The sequence below is a fragment of the Mycobacterium liflandii genome (assembly GCF_022354805.1).
In the GTDB taxonomy this organism is placed as follows: domain Bacteria; phylum Actinomycetota; class Actinomycetes; order Mycobacteriales; family Mycobacteriaceae; genus Mycobacterium; species Mycobacterium marinum.
Genome location: NZ_CP023138.1, coordinates 3,161,737 through 3,181,321, shown reverse-complemented (window position 1 = coordinate 3,181,321; position 19,585 = coordinate 3,161,737). Strand labels below are relative to the sequence as shown.

Sequence of the window (19,585 nt, the reverse complement as noted above, 5' to 3'; positions counted from 1 at the left end):
AGCCGCCGGTGGGAGGGCGGATCCGGTTGCGCCGGTGTGGCTAATTACACATGCTCACGAGTTGGGCTTGCGGGCCTGGTATGACTAGCGTGTAGCTAACTGCAATGCGCCCGTCAGGAGATCCGTCAGGAGCAGCGTCACATGAGCCCCCAGCCAGAAACCACAGAACAAGCACGTCCGCGCCATCGTGTTGTCATCATCGGATCTGGCTTCGGCGGACTCAACGCGGCAAAGAAGCTCAAGCGTGCCGACGTCGATATCAAGCTGATTGCTCGCACCACCCACCACCTGTTCCAGCCGCTGCTCTACCAAGTGGCTACCGGAATCATCTCCGAAGGTGACATCGCGCCGCCGACACGCGTGGTCCTGCGCCGGCAACGCAACGCGCAGGTGCTGCTGGGCAACGTGACCCACATCGACCTGGCCAAGCAATCCGTCGTGTCGGACTTGCTCGGTCACACCTACGAAACCCCATACGACACCCTGATCGTCGCCGCGGGCGCGGGCCAGTCCTACTTCGGCAACGACCACTTCGCCGAGTTCGCACCTGGCATGAAGTCGATCGATGACGCGCTGGAACTACGCGGACGGATCCTGAGCGCCTTCGAACAAGCCGAACGGTCGCGTGATGCGGAACGACGGGCCAAACTGCTGACGTTCACAGTCGTCGGGGCCGGACCCACCGGTGTCGAAATGGCCGGGCAGATAGCCGAATTGGCCGAGCACACGTTGAAGGGCGCGTTCCGCCACATCGACTCCACCCGGGCGCGGGTTATTCTGCTCGATGCCGCTCCGGCGGTGCTGCCGCCGTTTGGCGACAAGTTGGGTGAGCGGGCGGCGGCACGGCTGCAGAAGCTGGGGGTGGAAATCCAGCTCGGCGCGATGGTCACCAACGTCGACCGCAACGGCATTACCGTGAAGGATTCCGACGGCACCATCCGGCGCATCGAATCCGCGTGCAAAGTGTGGTCCGCCGGTGTCCAGGCCAGCCGGTTGGGCCGGGACCTTGCCGAGCAGTCCGAGGTTGAGCTCGATCGAGCCGGCCGGGTCCAGGTGCTGCCCGACTTGTCGGTCCCGGGACACCCCAACGTGTTCGTCATCGGCGACATGGCTGCGGTCGAGGGCGTGCCCGGGGTAGCCCAGGGCGCCATCCAGGGCGCGAAGTACGTCGCCACCACGATCAAGTCCGAGCTGGCCGGTGCCAACGCTGCGGAACGCGAGCCGTTCCAGTACTTCGACAAGGGCTCCATGGCCACGGTGTCGCGTTTTTCCGCGGTGGCCAAGATCGGTCCAGTGGAGATCAGCGGCTTCATCGCTTGGCTGGCCTGGCTGGTCCTGCACCTGGTGTACCTGGTCGGGTTCAAGACCAAGGTCAGCACGCTGTTGTCGTGGACGGTGACCTTCCTGAGCACCCGGCGTGGTCAACTGACCATCACCGAACAGCAGGCTTTCGCCCGGACGCGGCTGGAGCAGCTGGCCGAGTTGGCTTCCGAGGCGCAGAGCACCGAGGCGCGACAAGCCAGCTAGGCCGGTGTGGTCGCGGCCGACTCGCAGCGTGACTATCCGACTCCGCGGCGCCCGGTGACCGCAATGACCTCTAGCCGATCAACCGTTCCGCTTGCCACGTACTAAGAGTTCCGCCCTCGGCGAGCTGCAGCACTGTCGAACCGGCCTCGATTGCATCAGTGAACTCCCCTGTGGGGTAGCGTAATTCGCTGACCGTCGCGCGGGGAGCGCAAATCACGTCATCGGCCAGTGATCCAGCGCCCAGTTCCATCCGGTGTCGCAGCATCGGACGACCGTCCAGGTCCGCATGCAGCGATCCCGACCAGAATCCTTCCCGCTCACCATATCTGCCGATCTGGATGCGCTCGCGCAGACGGACCCGGCTAGCGCCATCCAACTGCACCGTGACAGACGACAGATGCCGGGCGGCAGCGGCGACGATTGTCGGCTCGAGGTCCACATCCAGCTCCCCGGCAACCTCGATTTTCCAGCGGGCTCGGGAAGTCATGGTCTGTGCGCCGGGCAACACCACGGCCGCGGCCGCACTTCGCAATCGCAGCGACGCCCCCTCCTCAACGATGATCTGGAGGTCGAAGCTGTCGCCCCCTAGCGGCGTTGCCGCAGCCGACACCAGAAAAACGGTGTCGGCTGCGGTGCAACGGGCCGCAATGCCGCCCCGGCATCGGATGCGCGGCAGCCGGTTTCGCGACGCGACCAGCAGAACCTCGGAGTGCATCAGCCTGCGGCGGCCAACTGACTGCGCACCCAGTCCAGTACCTTCGTCGCGGCGGGGTCCTCGGTCAACGACTGCAACACGGTCGGACGTCCGTCGCGTACCGCTTCGGCGTCGCGAGCCATCACCTTCAGATCGGCGCCCACCAACGGGGCCAGATCGGTCTTGTTGACCACCAACAAGTCTGAAAAGGTCACACCGGGCCCGCCCTTGCGGGGAACCTTGTCGCCGCCGGCTACATCGATGACGAAGATCTGCACATCCACCAGGCCCGACGAGAAGGTGGCGGTGAGGTTGTCACCACCGGATTCGACCAAGATCAAGTCCAGCGCGTCGTGTGCGGCGATCAAGTCGTCGATCGCATCCAGGTTGGCGGTGATGTCGTCGCGGATCGCGGTGTGCGGACAGCCACCGGTTTGCACCGCGGTTATCCGGCTGTCTGGCAATACCGCATGCTTGCGCAGAAAGTCGGCGTCCTCGGTGGTGTAGATGTCATTGGTCAGCACCGAGAGCGACAGCTCGTCTCGCAACTGCCGACATATCGCCGCCACCAGTGCGGTCTTGCCGGATCCAACTGGGCCCCCGACCCCGATCCGCAACGGCTCCCCCGGCTTTCGAACCCGCCGTGGCCGGTCGTGATGGTCGTGGGTGTGATCATGGGAATGCTTGGCCATGCAATACCTTTCATGAGGCGAACAAGGGCCGCTCGCGTTCGGCGTGATGTTGCGCCAGCGTATCGAGCAGTGGGTCGGACAAATCGGCCAGTCCGATTGCCGCTTCAGCGGCGGTAGTCGTGCACAGCTCAGAGAGCTGGAACGTGAGCACGGCCACGTCGGTGGGATCCAGCGCGAGCAGCCGCTGGGCAGCGGTAGCCGAGCCGGTCATCGTGGTGTAGACAAGTTGCAGGGCAAGGTGTTCGGGGGTTAGCCCCGCCAGCGCTCCCACTCGGCCTGCAGCCACCGCCAGATGGGGTTTTGCGCCGAGGGCGTCCCAGTCCGCTTCCGGCCAGATCGCCCGAGCCAGCCGCACCAGCCCTCGTCCCTGGCTACGTGAGGCATCCCGCGCCGCGGGCGAAGGTGTGCGGGCGTCGGTTTCCCGATCTGCGCCATCGGGGGCCAGATCGCCTCGCTGCACAGCGGCAGCGATGGACGCGGTAACCAGGCCGTGGCTGCGGATGCGTCGCTTGAGAAACGCCTCCAGGCTTGACAGGTTGGTCACCAAGCCGGCGGTGATGGCCTCCTCGACGCCGCCGGAGTGCACGTGGGCACCGGTGGGTAGCCGAGAATCGGCCAGGGTCAGGAGCATCGCGAGCGTGGTCACTAGAACAAGAAATACCGTTGCGCCATAGGGAGTTCGGTGGCCGGCTGCTGCTCCCATACCTCGCCATCGATACGCACGGTGAACGTATCGGGGTCGACCTCGATGCGCGGCTGTGCGTCGTTGAGTGGCATGTCGGCCTTACCGACGGCCCGGACATCGGCCACCGGAACTAGTCGGCGGTCGACGGCGATCTGATCTGCCAGACCGGCCTCGATGGACTGTGCTGCGACGAAATGCACGGAGGTCGCCGCTGCCACGGCCGGCGACGCGCCGAACATCGGGCGCGGAAGCACCGGCTGAGGCGTGGGTATCGAGGCGTTCGCATCGCCCATCGCGGCCCAGGCGATGGCGCCACCCTTGACCACCGCGTGCGGGCGTACCCCGAAAAAGGCCGGCTCCCACAACACCAGATCGGCGAGCTTTCCCACCTCCACCGAGCCGACCTCGTGGTCGAGACCGTGCGCGACGGCCGGGCAGATGGTGTATTTGGCGACATAGCGCCGTGCTCGATTGTTATCGGCCGAATAGCGGCCCGACGGGTCGCCCTCCAAGGCGCCGCGGCGCTGCTTCATGACGTGCGCGGTCTGCCAGGTCCGCATCACCACCTCGCCGACCCGGCCCATCGCCTGGGAGTCACTGCCGATCATCGAGATCGCTCCGATGTCGTGCAGCAGGTCTTCGGCGGCGATGGTGGATGGCCGAATCCGACTCTCCGCAAATGCCAGATCTTCAGGAATCCGTGGGTTGAGGTGATGGCACACCATCAACATGTCGAGGTGCTCGTCGAGGGTGTTGACGGTGTACGGGCGAGTCGGATTGGTGGAGCTGGGCAGCACGTTGGGATGTGCCGCAACGGTGATGATGTCGGGGGCGTGCCCGCCTCCGGCTCCCTCGGTGTGGTAGGTGTGAATGGATCGCCCGGCGATCGCGGCCAGCGTGTCCTCGACGAAGCCCATCTCGTTGAGAGTGTCGGAGTGTAACGCGACTTGAACACCGGCGGCATCGGCGACGGTCAGGCACGCATCGATCGCCGCCGGTGACGAACCCCAGTCTTCGTGAAGTTTGAAACCTGATGCCCCACCACGCAATTGCTCCCACAACGCGTCGGGATTGACGGTGTTGCCCTTGCCCAGCAGCGCGATGTTGACCGGCCAGGAATCGAGGGCTTCCAGCATCCTGGCCAGATGCCATCCCCCGGGCGTGACGGTGGTGGACTTGCTGCCTTCCGCTGGGCCGGTGCCGCCGCCGATGATGGTGGTGATACCCGAACCGAGGGCCTCGGCGATGACCTGAGGACAGATCAAGTGCACATGGCAGTCGATGGCACCCGCGGTGACGATGCGCCCGTTTCCGCCAATGATCTCGGTGGACGGTCCGACCACTAAGTCGGGATGAATACCCGACATGATGTTGGGGTTGCCGGCCTTGCCAATTGCGACGATGCGCCCGTCACGAATGCCGATATCCGCCTTGATGATTCCCCAGTAGTCAATGATTACCGCGCCGGTGATCATGGTGTCGGGCGCGCCCTCGGCCCGCGTGACACGCCCCTGGCCCATGGACTCGCGCAGCACCTTGCCGCCGCCGAACACCGCCTCGTCCCCCGCCAGTCCGGGCCCCCCGCAACGGTCTTCGGTGATTTCGACCAGCAGATCGGTATCTGCGAGCCGGATCCTATCGCCAGTGGTCGGACCGTAGAGCTGTGCGTAGCGCTCCCTGGACAGCCGCGCCATCAGTCGTCCAATCTTCCAGGTGGATTCAGCGTCAGCCCGTACACCGCGCGTCTGCCCTCTAGCGGCACCAGGCTGACGGTGTGGGCAACGCCCGGCTCGAAGCGGACCGCGGTGGCGGCCGGAATGTCGAGACGGTAGCCGTGGGCGGCAGCGCGGTCGAACGACAGCGCCGCATTGGCCTGCGGAAAATGGACGTGACTTCCGACCTGTACCGGGCGGTCGCCGGTGTTGACGACATTCATCTCGATGCGCTGGGCAGTCGTGTTGATTTCGATATCGCCTCTGCCGTAGTGGATTTCACCGGGGATCATCGGATCGGATGATGGACGGTGACCAATTTGGTGCCGTCCGGGAAGGTCGCCTCAACCTGCACGTCCGCGATCATCTCGGGCACTCCTTCCATCACATCGTCTTGACCCAGGACCTCACAACCGCTGGCCATCAGCTCGGCCACCGTGCGGCCGTCGCGTGCACCTTCAAGGACGTGGTCGGTGATGAGCGCTACGGCCTCGGGGTGATTGAGACGCAAGCCGCGAGCCTGTCGGCGGCGGGCCACCTCGGCGGCGTAAGACAGCAGCAATCGCTCCTGTTCGTGCGGCGTCAAGCGCATGCTTTGGGATCCTGCCACGCCGTGACGGTTCTGGCCTTTCGAGGCGAGAGTGACTGAGGTCACCCGTCGCTGGGCGGCGCCTCGAGATTCTGCAGCCGCACCTGCCCGCGAGCGATCACATGATCGGCGTCGTCGGTGATCACGACCAGCCACAGCTGCTGGCGTCGGCCGCGGTGTAGTGGCTCGGCGGTGCCGTAGACGGTCCCCGAGCTGATCGCGCGCAGAAAGTCGGTGCTGTTGTTGACGCCCACCACACCGCCGCCGCCGCGGGTGCTCAGCCAGGTGAACGCGGCCATGCTGGCCATGCTTTCGACCATCGAGCAGTAGACACCCCCGTGGACTAGGCCCATTGGCTGCAGGTGCTTGGGCTTGACCTCGAGCTGCGCACGGGCGCCATCGGCGGTGAGTTCGGTGAACTCCAGGCCCAGTTCAACATCGAAAGGTGGAGAAACTGTGGGCGGGATGGCTACGGTGGGGTCCGCCTCCGGCGACGATCGCACGTTCTTGTGTCTACACCATCGGCGTCTGACCAGCGTTGCGGATCTACCAGACGCCTGCGGACCGCTCCGGGCGCGGCTATTCCGGCCGCAAAAACGGGCGAGCCCCGTGCACTAGGCACGGGGCTCGCCGATCGAGTAGACCGGGGGTCACTGCAGCCCTCAGGACTCCGGCACGGTCATTGTTGCTCGACCAGAACTACAATAGGCAAGGCTGCCCTAATTTCGCAAGCATCGACTGCGTAACATTGTCGACGTGTCGTCCCTACGCATCCCGGGTACCTGTCCTGGGTCGGCTGTCTCCCGATTGCTCGGACCGCGGATGTCTCCGGATTTGCCTGGAACTAATCGCGGTTGGTTACGACAGCCGGTAGTAAGCCGGAGTACTCTGGATTCAAAGCTGATGGAGCCGATGGAACTAAACGAACTATGGCCAAGCTGACGCGCCTGGGGGATCTGGAACGCGCGGTCATGGATCACCTGTGGTCCACCCCCGAACCCCAGACAGTTCGACAGGTCCACCAAGCGCTCTCGGCGCGGCGAGACCTCGCCTACACAACCGTGATGACGGTGCTGCAGCGGTTGGCTAAAAAGAACCTGGTTTCTCAGATCCGCGACGACCGGGCGCACCGGTATGCACCGGTGCACGGCCGTGACGAGCTGGTCGCCGGGCTGATGGTGGATGCGCTGGCCCAAGCCGAGGACTCGGGTGGCCGGCAGGCCGCGCTGGTGCACTTCGTCGAGCGTGTCGGAGCCGACGAGGCGGACGCGCTTCGCCGAGCGCTCGCCGAATTGGAAGCAAGTCATCGCATTCCGCCATCTGCTGGCGCTCCGGTGGACAGCTGAGGGAGACTAGCAGCGTGTCCGCGCTGGCCTTCACCATCCTCGCGGTGCTGCTGGCCGGCCCGACACCGGCCTTGCTGGCACGCGCCACGTGGCCGTTGCGCGCACCTCGCGCCGCAATGGTGCTCTGGCAAGCGATCTCCCTGGCCGCCGTACTTTCCGCCTTCAGTGCCGGAATCGCGATTGCGACCCGATTGCTCATGCCCGGTCCCGACGGGCGGCCCACGGCCGGCATCATCGACGCCGAAGGCCGGCTCGGTTGGCCGCTGTGGGCGGCCTACGTTTCCGTCTTCGCGCTCACCGTCCTCGTGGGGGTACGGCTGGTGGTCGCGGTGGTGCGTGTTGCCATCGCCACCCGGCGACGGCGGGCCCGTCACCGCATGGTCGTCGACCTGGTCGGAGTGGGGCACGAAGCGACCTTGGCCCAGCCTTGCGCGCGGACTCGCGATCTGCGCGTGTTACACGTCGCGCAACCACTCGCCTACTGCCTGCCCGGGGTACGTAGCCGGGTGGTGGTCAGCGAGGGGGCGCTCACCACGCTCAGCGACGAAGAAGTCGCGGCAATACTTACCCACGAACGGGCCCATCTACGGGCCCGCCATGACCTTGTGCTGGAGGCGTTTACCGCCTTCCACGAGTCCTTTCCGCGGCTGGTTCGCAGCGCCAACGCATTGCGCGCGGCGCAGCTACTGGTTGAACTGTTGGCCGACGACGCGGCAGTGCGCGCCGCGGGGCGAACCCCACTGGCCCGGGCCCTGGTCGCCTGCGCGTCCGGGCGGGCACCGTTGGGCGCCCTAGCCGCGGGCGGTCCCAGCACGCTGGTGCGGGTGCAGCGGTTGTCGGGGCGAGGCAACAGCCTGGCGCTGGCCGCGGCCGCCTACGCGGCCGCTGCGGTGGTGCTGGTGGTGCCCACCGTGGCGCTGGCCGTACCGTGGCTCACGGAATTGCAGCGGTTGTTCGACCTCTGACGCGCCGCGACACGCCTCGGAGTTTCTATGCCACAGTGGGTCGGATTAGCGTTCGGAAGAGCTTTGGCATGAGTTCTCTAATCTGAGTGGCCTCACCGAAAGGCAAGATATGAGTTCGTCGGAATCGAGCACCGCTACCGCGCAGATCGGTGTTACCGGCCTGGCCGTGATGGGTTCGAACATCGCCCGCAACTTTGCCCGACATGGCTACACGGTGGCCTTGCACAACCGCTCGATCGCCAAGACCGACGCGTTGCTCAAAGAGCATGGAGCTGAAGGCAAGTTCGTCCGAAGCGAGACGATCAGCGAGTTCCTCGCCGCGCTCGAGACGCCGCGCCGGGTGCTGATCATGGTCAAGGCGGGCGAGCCCACCGATGCCGTGATCAACGAACTCGCAGATGCCATGGAGCCCGGCGACATCATCATCGATGGCGGGAATGCGCTCTACACCGACACCATTCGCCGTGAGAAGGCGGTGCGTGAGCGCGGACTGCATTTCGTCGGCGCGGGGATCTCCGGCGGCGAGAAGGGCGCGCTCAACGGGCCATCGATCATGCCCGGCGGCCCCGCCGAGTCCTACACCTCGCTGGGCCCGCTGCTAGAGGAGATCTCGGCACACGTCGACGGCGTTCCGTGCTGCACTCACATCGGGCCGGACGGGTCCGGGCATTTCGTGAAGATGGTGCACAACGGCATCGAGTACTCCGACATGCAGCTCATCGGCGAGGCCTACCAGCTGCTCCGTGACGGGCTGGGGATGAGCGCCCCGCAGATCGCCGACGTGTTCAGCGAGTGGAACAAGTGCGATCTGGACAGCTATCTGGTGGAAATCACTGCCGAGGTGCTGCGCCAAACCGATGCGAAGACCGGAAAACCCCTCGTCGACGTCATTCCGGACCCAGGGCTCCGGCGTTGTTGATTAGCAGGCTTGTGAGCTGGGGAATTGTGGATTGAGGAGGTCTAGGCGGCGGTTGGCGGTCAAAGCGGTGATCCGGCAGGCTTCGGCGATGTTGTCGGCGCCGTTGAGGCGGTGCAGATTGATCGCGGTGTTGCGTAGCGTTGCTAGGACCTGTGCGCCGTTTCCGGTATGTGCCCTTTGACGGTCTTCGTCGAAGGTGACGTCGCGTATCCAGTGCAGGCTGTTCTCGATTCCCCAGTGTTGACGCATCCAGGTCATGATCGCGGTAGGGCGGGCGTGCTCGAACGGCAGGCTGCAGATGGCATAGACCACCTCCACGCTGCGCTGGTCGGTGGCGGTGATCAAGCGTTCACGAGTGATCCGGATGATTTGTTTTGCGTAGGGGAAGCCGATTCCTCGTACAGCGGTGATGATTTGCAGGGTGCGGGTCTCGACACGGCCGTGGCCGCGGGAGTCGTCGGTAGCGGCTGCGGGCACCTTGGCCCAGGGCAGCGCGGTGATACGCGCAAGTATTTTGGCTTGGTTGGACTTGACGATCATCAGGTAGTGCGACTTCAAGGTGGCGCAGATCAACTTCGCGGTGACGACCTGGGTATGCATCGCATCCACGGTGACCAGCCACCGCAAGCTACCCGGCAGCAGCGTGAGCAGGGCACGTACGCAGGGAATTTCATTGCTTTTCTCGGCGACAGCGAGTTGACCGAGCACCAATCGGGCACGGTGGGCGAACACCGACACGAGATGCGTGGCTGTCGCTTTGGCGCGTAAAGGCACCACGCAGCATCTTGCCGTCCAACGCGATCGGCACCAATCCACTGGGGTCGCTGCTGGCCACGTGTGCAGTGAAGTAACTGCCCATCCTGGCGTTGAGGTCGGCGGGGTCTAGCCGAGACAAAACAGCGCGGAAGGTCTTCTCACTGGGCCGCCGGAACCGGACCCCTAATTAGGCCAACACATCATCGGGAGCGGTGGCCGCCCATGTGGCAAAACCAGCATAGCCGCGCATCCCCGCGGCAGTGGCCAGAACCGCGATCGCCAACAAAGCCATCAGCGAATACCTCCGACCGCGTGGGTCCCTCGGGTCTGGCACCGAGGCCAACACATCGAGAAACTCCGATCCGATGAGCTCGCTGCGCTCACCAGGACTCCAGCGGTCGAACACCTCTGGAACCGACGACACAGGCAATACTGAAACGGTAGGCACGGGCAACTCCAGACCAACGACGAACAGTAACCAACTCGATCGTTCTCCAGATAGCCCGTGCCTACACTCCGGCCCCAATAGCGCGGCACCAAAGATCATCAACCCAGCTCACAAGCCTGCTAATCAACAACGCCGGAGCCCTGATTCTGGACCAGGCCGAGCAGAAGGGCACCGGTCGCTGGACCGTGAAATCCGCCCTCGACCTCGGGGTGCCGGTGACCGGCATCGCCGAAGCCGTCTTCGCGCGAGCGCTGTCGGGGTCGGTGCAGCAGCGCGCGGCCGCGGTTGGGCTGCCTTCGGGGCGGCTGGGCGACAAGCCCGCCGATCCGGACACCTTCACCGAGAACGTCCGGCGGGCCCTGCATGCCTCGAAGATCGTGGCCTACGCGCAGGGGTTCAACCAGATCCAGGCCGGCAGTGCCGAATTTGGCTGGGACATCACTCCGGGCGACTTGGCCACCATTTGGCGTGGCGGCTGCATCATTCGGGCCAAGTTCCTCAACCGGATCAAAGAGGCGTTCGACGCGGAGCCGGCCCTGGCCAGCTTGCTGGTCGCGCCCTATTTCCGCAGCGCCATCGAATCGGCCGTCGACAGCTGGCGCCGCGTGGTGTCCACGGCGGCTCAATTGGGTATACCGACCCCCGGGTTCTCGTCGGCCCTCGCCTACTATGACGCGCTGCGCACCGAACGGTTACCCGCCGCACTCACCCAGGCCCAGCGCGATTTCTTCGGCGCGCACACCTACGGGCGGATCGACGCGGCGGGCAAGTTTCACACGCTGTGGAGCGCAGATCGCAGCGAGGTGCCGGCCTAGCCCGGCGAGAACGGCTCAGCGAAGGGCAACCATGAGGTTCTTGGACGGGCATCGGCCCGGGTACGACCTGACGTACAACGACGTATTCATCATGCCGAATCGCTCCCTGGTGGCGTCCCGGTTCGACGTGGATCTGTCGACCGCCGACGGTTCGGGTACCACCATTCCCGTGGTGGTGGCCAACATGACCGCGGTGGCCGGGCGGCGGATGGCCGAGACCGTGGCCCGCCGCGGTGGCATCGTGGTTCTGCCGCAGGATCTGCCCATCCCGGCGGTGCACCAAACCGTGGAGTTCATCAAGAGCCGCGACCTGGTGCTAGACACGCCGGTGACGCTGGCCCCCGAGGATTCGGTATCCGATGCGATCGCGTTGATCCACAAACGTGCCCATGGGGTCGCCGTTGTGGTCTCCGAGGGCCGCCCAATCGGCTTGGTGACCGAAGCGTCCTGCGTGGGCGTGGACCGCTTCGCCCGGGTGCGCGATATCGCCGCCCTGGACTTTGTCAGCGCTCCGGTGGGCACCGAGCCGCGAAAGGTCTTCGATCTGCTCGAGCACTCGCCCATCGAGGTTGCGGTGCTGACCCGGCCCGATGGCACGCTCGCCGGCGTGCTGAGCCGAACCGGGGCGATCCGCGCCGGGATCTACACGCCGGCCACCGACGCGGCCGGCCGGCTGCGCATCGCGGCGGCCGTCGGTATCAATGGCGACGTGGCCGCCAAAGCGGGCGCCCTGGCCGAGTCAGGGGTGGACCTGCTGGTCATCGACACCGCCCACGGGCACCAGGTCAAGACACTGGATGCGATCAGTGCGGTCGCATCGCTGGATCTGGGCCTTCCGTTGGCGGCGGGCAACGTGGTGTCTGCCGAGGGCACGCGGGACCTTCTGGGCGCCGGTGCCGACATCGTCAAGGTGGGCGTTGGTCCCGGCGCCATGTGCACGACCCGGATGATGACCGGTGTCGGGCGGCCGCAGTTTTCCGCCGTGCTCGAATGCTCCGCTGCGGCAAGGGAGCTTGGCGGGCACGTATGGGCCGACGGCGGGATCCGTCATCCTCGCGATGTCGCACTGGCGCTGGCAGCAGGCGCGTCCAACGTGATGATCGGATCCTGGTTCGCGGGCACCTATGAGTCCCCCGGCGATCTGATGCGCGACCGCGAAGACCAGCCCTACAAGGAGAGCTACGGCATGGCTTCCAAGCGTGCGGTAGTCGCTCGGACCACCACCGACAGCGCGTTCGATCGGGCCCGAAAGTCGCTGTTCGAGGAAGGCATTTCGACGTCGCGGATGGGGCTCGACCCCGATCGCGGCGGAGTGGAGGACTTGATCGACCACATCACATCCGGCGTGCGCAGCACTTGCACCTACGTCGGCGCGTCGAATCTGGCCGAACTTCATGAACAGGTGGTCATCGGCGTGCAGTCAGCGGCCGGCTTTGCCGAGGGGCATCCCCTACCCGCCGGCTGGTGAGCAGCGCCACACGGCGCGGGCTGATCTGTGCGGGATGGTTTCGTTACCATATGGACTTCAATCCTGCGATGCCCTACCGCGGGATCTAGCGAAAGGGATGACGTGCCGCAGGCACCCGCCGAGGCCGCTGGCTTCCAGGGCGGGCGGTCCCCCGCATCCGCGCCGGGCGCTGCGGCCGCGCCACTGAGCCGCACATGATGTTCACCGCCACCACCGTGAGCATCGTGGCCATCCTGGTGCTCACCCTAGGCACCGCGGTTTTCGTCGGCGCCGAATTCTCGCTGACCGCGCTGGACCGCAGCACCGTCGAAGCCAACGCCCGCGGCGGAGACAGCCGTGACCGCTTCATCCGGCGCGCCCAGCACCGGCTGTCGTTCCACCTCTCGGGTGCGCAACTGGGCATCTCCATCACCACCCTGGCCACTGGGTATCTGACCGAACCCCTGGTCGACGCGTTGCCGCATCCGGCGCTGACCGCAATCGGAATATCCGACCAAATGTCGGACGCCATCACGGTGTTCTTGGCGCTGGTGGTCGTGACGTCGGTATCGATGGTGTTTGGCGAGCTGGTCCCCAAATATCTTGCGGTGGCCCGTCCCCTGCCGACTGCTCGAGCGGTGGTCCTTCCCCAGTGGCTGTTTTCGGTGCTGCTCACCCCGGCGATCCGACTGACCAACGGCGCCGCGAACTGGATCGTGCGCCAGCTCGGCATCGAGCCGGCCGAGGAGCTGCGCTCCGCCCGTACCCCGCAGGAGCTGGTGTCGTTGGTGCGCAGCTCCGCCCGAAGCGGGTCACTCGATGATGTCACCGCGTCGCTGATGCGCAGGTCGCTGCAGTTCGGGACCCTGACCGCCGAGGAGCTGATGACGCCGCGCTCAAAAGTCGTGGCGTTGCAGACCGATGACACCATCGCCGACCTGGTCGCCGCGGTGGCTGCGTCGGGATACTCGCGATTCCCGGTTGTCCAGGGGGATCTGGACGAGACCTTCGGCATCGTCCATGTCAAGCAGGTGTTCCAGGTTCCGGCCGCCAAGCGCGCGCACACGTTGCTGAGCAGCATCGCCAAGCCGGTTCCGGTGGTGCCCTCGACGTTGGACGGCGACGCGCTGATGGCCCAGATCAGGGCCAATTCGCTGCAGACCGCCATGGTGGTGGATGAATACGGTGGCACCGCGGGCATGGTCACCGTCGAGGACCTGGTCGAAGAGATCGTGGGCGATGTCCGAGATGAACACGATGACGCGACGCCGGACGTGGTGGCGGCCGGCAACGGATGGCGGGTATCGGGGCTGCTTCGCATCGACGAGGTGGCCATCGCCATCGGCTATCAGGCCCCGGAGGGACCCTACGAAACGATCGGCGGTTTGGTGTTGCGCCAGCTCGGACATATCCCGGTGGCCGGCGAAACGGTCGAACTTCCGGCGCTGGACGAAGACCGGGTGCCCGATCAATCGGTACGCTGGCGCGCCACCGTCGTACAGATGGATGGTCGCCGGATCGACCTGCTGGAGCTCACCGAGCTGGCCGGTGCCGAGGACGGCCAGGATGATTCCGACCCGGAGCGGGGCGGCCGATGAACCCGGTGCTGGCTGTGGCCCTTGCGGTGTTGCTGATTGCGGCCAACGCGTTCTTCGTCGGCGCGGAGTTCGCCCTGATTTCGGCCCGGCGCGATCGCCTCGAAGCACTGGCCGAACAGGGCAGGACCAGTGCGGTCACCGTGATCCGGGCGGCCGAGCAACTTCCGTCGATGTTGGCGGGGGCGCAGTTTGGGGTCACGGTGTCTTCGATCCTTCTCGGACGGATCGCGGAGCCAGCAGCGGCCCAGACCCTGCAGAGATGGTTCGGCTTGGCCGGTTTGGATCCGAGGTTGCTGCACACCTTGTCGTTCGTGGTCGCGCTGGCCATCGTGGTGACGCTGCACGTGCTGCTCGGCGAGATGGTGCCGAAGAACATCGCACTTGCTGGTCCGGAACGCACCGCGATGCTGCTGGTCCCGGCATACCTGCCGTATGTGCGCGCCGCCCGCCCAATCATCTTCTTGTACAACAAGTGCGCCAACGCGATCCTGCGCATCTTTGGGGTGCAGCCCAAAGATGAACTCGACATCACCGTCTCCACGGTGGAGCTCTCCGAGATGATCGCCGAATCGGTATCGGAGGGTCTGCTCGATCCTGAGGAACACACCCGATTGACGCGGGCACTACGGATTCGTACCCGGGTGGTGGACGATGTCGCGGTCCCCTTGCCCAATATTCGAGCGGTGCCCGTTGCTGCCGCAGGGTCCGGACCCACGATCGGTGCGGTGGAGCAAGCCTTGGCCGAGACCGGGTATTCGCGCTTCCCGGTGCTCGGTCTCGACCACCATTTCATTGGGTACCTGCACATCAAGGACGTGTTGGCACTTGGTGACGACCCAGCAACGGTTATCGACCTGGCCTTGGTCCGCCCGCTGCCCCAGCTGGCGAAGTCACTGCCGCTACCCGATGCGCTATCCCGGATGCGTCGCAGCAACAGCCATCTGGCACTGGTCACCTCCGACGACGGCGCTGTGGCCGGCATGGTCGCGCTAGAGGACCTAGTGGAAGACCTGGTCGGCACCCTCAGCGATGGGAAACACCGGAACTGACGGGCGGGACGCCCTATGGCTGCGGCCGCCCCTGATCACCATTTCTGAACCAGTTGGCCAAACGGCGCAAGCCGCAGTCGGATGACGATACGTTGTGGCTGCGAGGACTTTGTCGCTTTTTCGCGATTGGTGTGGCGCGCATATTGGGTCGTCCGGGAGAAGTGGGTCGTTAGCGGTGGTGTGAGGAGCACGTGATGTCGTTTGTGGTGGCGGCCCCGGACGCGGTGACCGCGGCGGTGCAGGACTTGGCCAGCATCGGCTCGGCGATCAACGTGGCCAACGCGGCGGCCGCGACGCCCACGACGGGGGCGCTGGCCGCGGCCGCTGATGAGGTGTCGGCGGCGGTTGCGGCATTGTTCGACGGACACGCCCAGGCCTATCAGCTGATCGGTGCGCAGGCGGCGGAATTTCATGAGCGGTTTGTGCGGGCCATGGCTGCGGGTGCGGCGTCCTACGCCACCGCGGAGGCCGCGAATGCTTCGCCGCTGCAGGCCGCGCTCGACGCGGTGAATGCGCCCGCCCAGGCGCTATTGGGACGCCCCCTGATCGGCGACGGTGCCGATGGAGCCCCGGGGCAGCCCGGCGGCGCCGGCGGATTGCTTTACGGCAACGGTGGTAGCGGCGGCAACGGTGGGATCGGCCAAGCCGGCGGGGCCGGCAGGGACGCGGGTTTGATCGGTAACGGCGGTAGCGGCGGCATCGGCGGGCCCGATTCCACCGGTCTGCCCGGTGGCGCCGGTGGGGCCGGCGGATGGCTGTTGGGTGACGGTGGCAACGGCGGCATCGGCGGGGCTGGGACTGGCGTCGGCGGCGCGGGAGGCTCCGGAGGTCAGGGCGGCGCCGCCGCCGGGCTGTTCGGCAGCGGTGGCACCGGTGGGGCAGGTGGGTTTGGCAATTCCGGGACCGGCGGGCCTGGCGGCGCCGGCGGCACCGGTGGGCTGCTGATCGGCAACGGCGGAAACGGCGGCTACGACATCCAGGGCGGTGCTTTCGGCGGAGACGGGGGCAACGCTCGGCTGATCGGCAATGGCGGGGACGGCGGCGTCGAAGCCGGTGGCCCCGGAACTACCGGCGGCGATGGCGGCAATGGCGGCAACGGTGCCGCTGACGGTGGTGGCGCCGGAAGCGCTGCCGGGGCCGGAGGCAACGCCGGGCTGATTGGCAACGGCGGTCACGGCGGCTTGGAACACATTGACGGCAACGGCGGCGCCGGCGGCAATGGTGGGCTGCTGTTCGGCAACGGCGGTCACGGCGGCGCCGTCGCATTCGGCGGCGCCGGCAGTATCGCCGGGGCCGGTGGTGATGCCGGACTGTTCGGCAGCGGCGGCAACGGCGGCTTCAACGGGTACCAGGGCGTCGGCGGTGCCGGCGGCGCAGGCGGGAAGCTGTTCGGCGACGGTGGTGACGGTGGCGACTGCGCGGAGAGCAACGGCGGCATCGGCAGTGGCGGTCGCGGCGGCAGCGCCGTCGGGCTGATCGGCAACGGTGGCGCCGGCGGCGTCGGCGGGGTGGGCCACAATGCCAATGCCGGGGGCAGCGGCGGGAGCGGCGGCAACGCCGCCTGGCTGTTCGGTGATGGTGGGGCGGGCGGTTCGGGTGGATCCAGCGATACCGCTGCCAGCGGCGGCAACGCCGCCTGGCTGTTCGGTGATGGTGGGGCGGGCGGTTCGGGTGGATCCAGCGATACCGCTGCCAGCGGCGCCGGAGGCAACGGCGGCACGGCCGCTCTGATCGGCAACGGCGGTGCCGGCGGGGACGCCGGCGTCAGCTTTGCCGGTATGGCGGGACCAGGTGGAAACGGCGGTGACGCCAGGTTGATCGGCGACGGCGGCGACGGCGGGCGCGGCGCCCCGGGCGGCGCCGGCGGTATGGGTGGGTCGCTATTCGGGCAGGACGGATCCAACGGGGCTTAGTCGGAAGCGCGGCCCGGCCCGTATGATCTCAGCGGCTACGGCAACACGCACGGATCGCCAATTGAGCTCAACGAGTTGCCAGAGCGCAATCGTGCAGCGCCATGCGCCGCGGTGGGCAACTTGGCTAGGCCATTGTGACCTGGTGCTGCGCGCCGCCGGATGCGGCAGTCGCGCTGTCGGCCGGTAGTCTGACCTAATTGCCAGTAAGGGAGGAAGCAATGACGGATCGCGTGTCGGCGGGGAATTTGCGCGTCGCTCGGGTGCTCTACGACTTCGTAAACAACGAGGCCCTGCCCGGCACCGACATCGACCAGGACAGCTTCTGGGCGGGCGTGGACAAGGTGGTCACCGACCTCACCCCGCAGAACCAGGATTTGCTGAAGACTCGCGATGATCTGCAGGCCCAGATCGACAAGTGGCATCGCCACCGGGTGATCGAGCCGTTGGACCCGCAGGCCTACCGCGAGTTCCTCACCGAGATCGGGTACCTGCTGCCGGCACCCGAGGACTTCACCATCACCACCTCCGGGGTTGACGACGAGATCACCACGACCGCCGGCCCGCAGCTGGTGGTGCCGATCCTCAACGCGCGGTTCGCCCTCAACGCTGCCAACGCCCGCTGGGGCTCGCTCTACGACGCCTTGTACGGCACCGACGTCATCTCCGAAAGCGACGGCGCCGAAAAGGGCCGGGGCTACAACAAGGTCCGTGGTGACAAGGTAATCGCCTACGCGCGCCAGTTCCTCGACGGCAGCGTGCCGCTGGCGGGGGCCTCCTACACCGATGCCACAGGCTTCAAGGTGGAAGACGGACAGCTGGTGGTGTCGCTGGCGGACACGTCCGCAGCGCTGGCCGATCCCGGCCAGTTCGCCGGCTACACCGGCACCGCCGAGAACCCTAAGTCGATCCTGCTGGCCAATCACGGGCTGCACATCGAGATCCTGATCGACCCCGAGTCGCAGATCGGTGCCACCGACGGCGCCGGCGTCAAGGACGTGATCCTGGAGTCCGCCATCACCACGATCATGGACTTCGAGGACTCGGTGGCCGCGGTCGACGCTGACGACAAGGCGCTGGGCTATCGGAACTGGCTCGGACTGAACCGGGGCGATCTGTCCGAGGACGTCACCAAGGACGACAAGACCTTCACCCGGGTGCTCAACACCGACCGCACCTACACCGCCCCGCACGGTGGTGAGCTGACCTTGCCCGGCCGCAGCCTGTTGTTCGTCCGCAACGTGGGCCACCTGATGACCAACGACGCCATCGTTTCGGACGCGGAAGGCGCCGAGGGCGCCCCGGTGTTCGAGGGCATCATGGATGCGCTGTTCACCGGCCTGATCGCCATCCACGGTCTGCGAAGCACCGATGCCAACGGGCTGTTGACCAACAGCCGCACGGGCTCCATCTACATCGTCAAGCCCAAGATGCACGGTCCCGCCGAGGTGGCGTTCACCTGTGAATTGTTCAGCCGCGTCGAGGACGTGCTGGGGTTGCCGCAGGGGACCATGAAGGTCGGCATCATGGACGAAGAGCGACGTACCACGCTCAACTTGAAGGCATGCATCAAGGCGGCCGCCGACCGGGTGGTGTTTATCAACACCGGCTTCCTGGACCGCACCGGTGATGAGATCCACACCTCGATGGAAGCCGGCCCGATGATCCGCAAGGGCGCGATGAAGAACACGGCGTGGATCAAGGCCTACGAGGACGCCAACGTCGACACCGGGCTCGCCGCCGGCTTCTCCGGTAAGGCGCAGATCGGCAAGGGCATGTGGGCGATGACCGAACTGATGGCCGACATGGTGGAGCAGAAGATTGCCCAGCCGAAGGCCGGCGCGACCACCGCGTGGGTGCCATCACCCACCGCGGCCACCCTGCACGCGATGCACTATCACAAGGTGGATGTCTTTGCCGTGCAGAAGGAGCTGCAGGGCAAGACCCGCACCAGCGTTGACGAATTGCTGACCATTCCGTTGGCCAAGGAACTGGCCTGGGCGCCCGAGGAGATCCGCGAAGAGGTCGACAACAACTGCCAGTCCATCCTCGGTTACGTGGTGCGTTGGATCGACCAGGGCGTCGGCTGTTCGAAGGTTCCCGACATCCACAACGTGGCCCTCATGGAGGACCGCGCCACCCTGCGGATTTCCAGCCAGTTGCTGGCCAACTGGCTACGGCATGGTGTGATCACCAGCGAGGATGTGCGGGCTAGCCTCGAGCGCATGGCACCGCTGGTGGACAAGCAGAACGCCGGAGATCCCGAATACCACGCGATGGCACCCAATTTCGACGACAGCATCGCATTCCTGGCGGCCCAGGATCTGATCTTGTCGGGGGCACAACAGCCCAACGGATACACGGAGCCGATCCTGCACCGCCGTCGTCGTGAATTGAAGGCACGCGCTGGTGCCTGATTCTCGCTGGCCATCG

At 66.1% G+C, this 19,585-nt stretch carries 15 protein-coding genes and 3 pseudogenes; 10 read left to right on the top strand and 8 right to left on the bottom strand.

What is annotated here, in order from left to right; all coding sequences use genetic code 11:
• Positions 1-141 precede the first annotated feature (141 nt).
• Positions 142-1,527 carry an NAD(P)/FAD-dependent oxidoreductase gene (locus CKW46_RS14300; RefSeq protein ID WP_482053291.1) on the top strand — a complete coding sequence of 462 codons (1,386 nt, stop codon included), beginning with the start codon at positions 142-144 and terminating at the stop codon, positions 1,525-1,527.
• A 70-nt stretch (positions 1,528-1,597) separates the two neighbouring features.
• Here CKW46_RS14300 and CKW46_RS14295 read toward each other — a convergent pair whose 3' ends face one another.
• The 7 genes from CKW46_RS14295 to CKW46_RS14265 are packed head-to-tail and all read right to left on the bottom strand — an operon-like array spanning position 1,598 to position 6,366.
• Positions 1,598-2,242, bottom strand: a complete 645-nt coding sequence (locus tag CKW46_RS14295; protein ID WP_482053290.1) for an urease accessory protein UreD — start codon at positions 2,240-2,242, stop codon at positions 1,598-1,600.
• Positions 2,242-2,913 carry an urease accessory protein UreG gene (ureG, locus tag CKW46_RS14290; RefSeq protein WP_015355505.1) on the bottom strand — a complete coding sequence of 224 codons (672 nt, stop codon included), beginning with the start codon at positions 2,911-2,913 and terminating at the stop codon, positions 2,242-2,244. The genes CKW46_RS14295 and ureG overlap by 1 nt, the downstream gene beginning before the upstream one ends.
• 10 nt (positions 2,914-2,923) lie before the next feature.
• Positions 2,924-3,559, bottom strand: a complete 636-nt coding sequence (locus tag CKW46_RS14285; RefSeq protein ID WP_012394437.1) for an urease accessory protein UreF — start codon at positions 3,557-3,559, stop codon at positions 2,924-2,926.
• A complete protein-coding gene (locus CKW46_RS14280) occupies positions 3,559-5,292 on the bottom strand; it encodes an urease subunit alpha (RefSeq protein WP_117437251.1) in 1,734 nt (577 codons plus the stop codon). Before CKW46_RS14280 ends, CKW46_RS14285 begins: the two co-directional genes overlap by 1 nt.
• Complete coding sequence (locus tag CKW46_RS14275; RefSeq protein ID WP_011740894.1) at positions 5,292-5,603, bottom strand: urease subunit beta; 312 nt, start codon at positions 5,601-5,603, stop codon at positions 5,292-5,294. The genes CKW46_RS14280 and CKW46_RS14275 overlap by 1 nt, the downstream gene beginning before the upstream one ends.
• Complete coding sequence (locus tag CKW46_RS14270) at positions 5,600-5,902, bottom strand: urease subunit gamma (RefSeq protein ID WP_015355503.1); 303 nt, start codon at positions 5,900-5,902, stop codon at positions 5,600-5,602. Before CKW46_RS14270 ends, CKW46_RS14275 begins: the two co-directional genes overlap by 4 nt.
• 59 nt (positions 5,903-5,961) lie before the next feature.
• Positions 5,962-6,366 carry a PaaI family thioesterase gene (locus CKW46_RS14265; RefSeq protein WP_408582284.1) on the bottom strand — a complete coding sequence of 135 codons (405 nt, stop codon included), beginning with the start codon at positions 6,364-6,366 and terminating at the stop codon, positions 5,962-5,964.
• A gap of 462 nt (positions 6,367-6,828) precedes the next feature.
• Here CKW46_RS14265 and CKW46_RS14260 point away from each other — a divergent pair, with 462 nt between their 5' ends.
• The 3 genes and pseudogenes from CKW46_RS14260 to gnd all read left to right on the top strand — a co-directional run.
• Positions 6,829-7,245: a BlaI/MecI/CopY family transcriptional regulator gene (locus tag CKW46_RS14260; protein WP_012394433.1), complete on the top strand. Its 417-nt coding sequence runs from the start codon at positions 6,829-6,831 to the stop codon at positions 7,243-7,245.
• A gap of 14 nt (positions 7,246-7,259) precedes the next feature.
• Entirely contained in the window at positions 7,260-8,210 is a 951-nt protein-coding gene (locus CKW46_RS14255) for a M56 family metallopeptidase (protein ID WP_117437253.1), read from the top strand.
• A 109-nt stretch (positions 8,211-8,319) separates the two neighbouring features.
• Positions 8,320-9,108, top strand: a pseudogene (gnd, locus tag CKW46_RS14250) (NADP-dependent phosphogluconate dehydrogenase); the annotation flags it as partial.
• Between the two features lie 21 nt (positions 9,109-9,129).
• Here gnd and CKW46_RS14245 read toward each other — a convergent pair.
• Positions 9,130-10,333: pseudogene (locus CKW46_RS14245) on the bottom strand (ISAs1-like element IS2404/ISMul1 family transposase).
• A gap of 140 nt (positions 10,334-10,473) precedes the next feature.
• Here CKW46_RS14245 and CKW46_RS14240 point away from each other — a divergent pair.
• The 6 genes and pseudogenes from CKW46_RS14240 to CKW46_RS14215 form a co-directional block, all read left to right on the top strand.
• Positions 10,474-11,148 (top strand): annotated as a pseudogene (locus CKW46_RS14240) (NADP(+)-dependent, decarboxylating phosphogluconate dehydrogenase); the annotation flags it as partial.
• 31 nt (positions 11,149-11,179) lie between these two features.
• Positions 11,180-12,616, top strand: coding sequence for a GuaB1 family IMP dehydrogenase-related protein (locus tag CKW46_RS14235; RefSeq protein WP_012394430.1), 1,437 nt, complete (start codon positions 11,180-11,182; stop codon positions 12,614-12,616).
• 194 nt (positions 12,617-12,810) lie between these two features.
• On the top strand, positions 12,811-14,193 hold the full coding sequence (locus CKW46_RS14230; protein WP_012394429.1) for a hemolysin family protein: 1,383 nt from the start codon (positions 12,811-12,813) through the stop codon (positions 14,191-14,193).
• Positions 14,190-15,242, top strand: a complete 1,053-nt coding sequence (locus tag CKW46_RS14225) for a hemolysin family protein (protein WP_015355500.1) — start codon at positions 14,190-14,192, stop codon at positions 15,240-15,242. Before CKW46_RS14230 ends, CKW46_RS14225 begins: the two co-directional genes overlap by 4 nt.
• A 194-nt stretch (positions 15,243-15,436) precedes the next feature.
• Positions 15,437-17,155, top strand: a complete 1,719-nt coding sequence (locus CKW46_RS14220; RefSeq protein ID WP_482053289.1) for a PE family protein — start codon at positions 15,437-15,439, stop codon at positions 17,153-17,155.
• A 218-nt stretch (positions 17,156-17,373) separates the two neighbouring features.
• Complete coding sequence (locus CKW46_RS14215) at positions 17,374-19,569, top strand: malate synthase G (RefSeq protein WP_015355499.1); 2,196 nt, start codon at positions 17,374-17,376, stop codon at positions 19,567-19,569.
• Positions 19,570-19,585 lie beyond the last annotated feature (16 nt).

Coding starts and splice junctions, on each gene's coding strand:
- CKW46_RS14225 (WP_015355500.1), top strand. CDS start 14,190: ATGAACCCGGTGCTGGCTGTGGCCCTTGCGGTGTTGCTGATTGCGGCC.
- ureG (WP_015355505.1), bottom strand. CDS start 2,913: ATGGCCAAGCATTCCCATGATCACACCCACGACCATCACGACCGGCCA.
- CKW46_RS14215 (WP_015355499.1), top strand. CDS start 17,374: ATGACGGATCGCGTGTCGGCGGGGAATTTGCGCGTCGCTCGGGTGCTC.
- CKW46_RS14270 (WP_015355503.1), bottom strand. CDS start 5,902: ATGCGCTTGACGCCGCACGAACAGGAGCGATTGCTGCTGTCTTACGCC.
- CKW46_RS14295 (WP_482053290.1), bottom strand. CDS start 2,242: ATGCACTCCGAGGTTCTGCTGGTCGCGTCGCGAAACCGGCTGCCGCGC.
- CKW46_RS14220 (WP_482053289.1), top strand. CDS start 15,437: ATGTCGTTTGTGGTGGCGGCCCCGGACGCGGTGACCGCGGCGGTGCAG.
- CKW46_RS14230 (WP_012394429.1), top strand. CDS start 12,811: ATGATGTTCACCGCCACCACCGTGAGCATCGTGGCCATCCTGGTGCTC.
- CKW46_RS14260 (WP_012394433.1), top strand. CDS start 6,829: ATGGCCAAGCTGACGCGCCTGGGGGATCTGGAACGCGCGGTCATGGAT.
- CKW46_RS14300 (WP_482053291.1), top strand. CDS start 142: ATGAGCCCCCAGCCAGAAACCACAGAACAAGCACGTCCGCGCCATCGT.
- CKW46_RS14280 (WP_117437251.1), bottom strand. CDS start 5,292: ATGGCGCGGCTGTCCAGGGAGCGCTACGCACAGCTCTACGGTCCGACC.
- CKW46_RS14275 (WP_011740894.1), bottom strand. CDS start 5,603: ATGATCCCCGGTGAAATCCACTACGGCAGAGGCGATATCGAAATCAAC.
- CKW46_RS14235 (WP_012394430.1), top strand. CDS start 11,180: ATGAGGTTCTTGGACGGGCATCGGCCCGGGTACGACCTGACGTACAAC.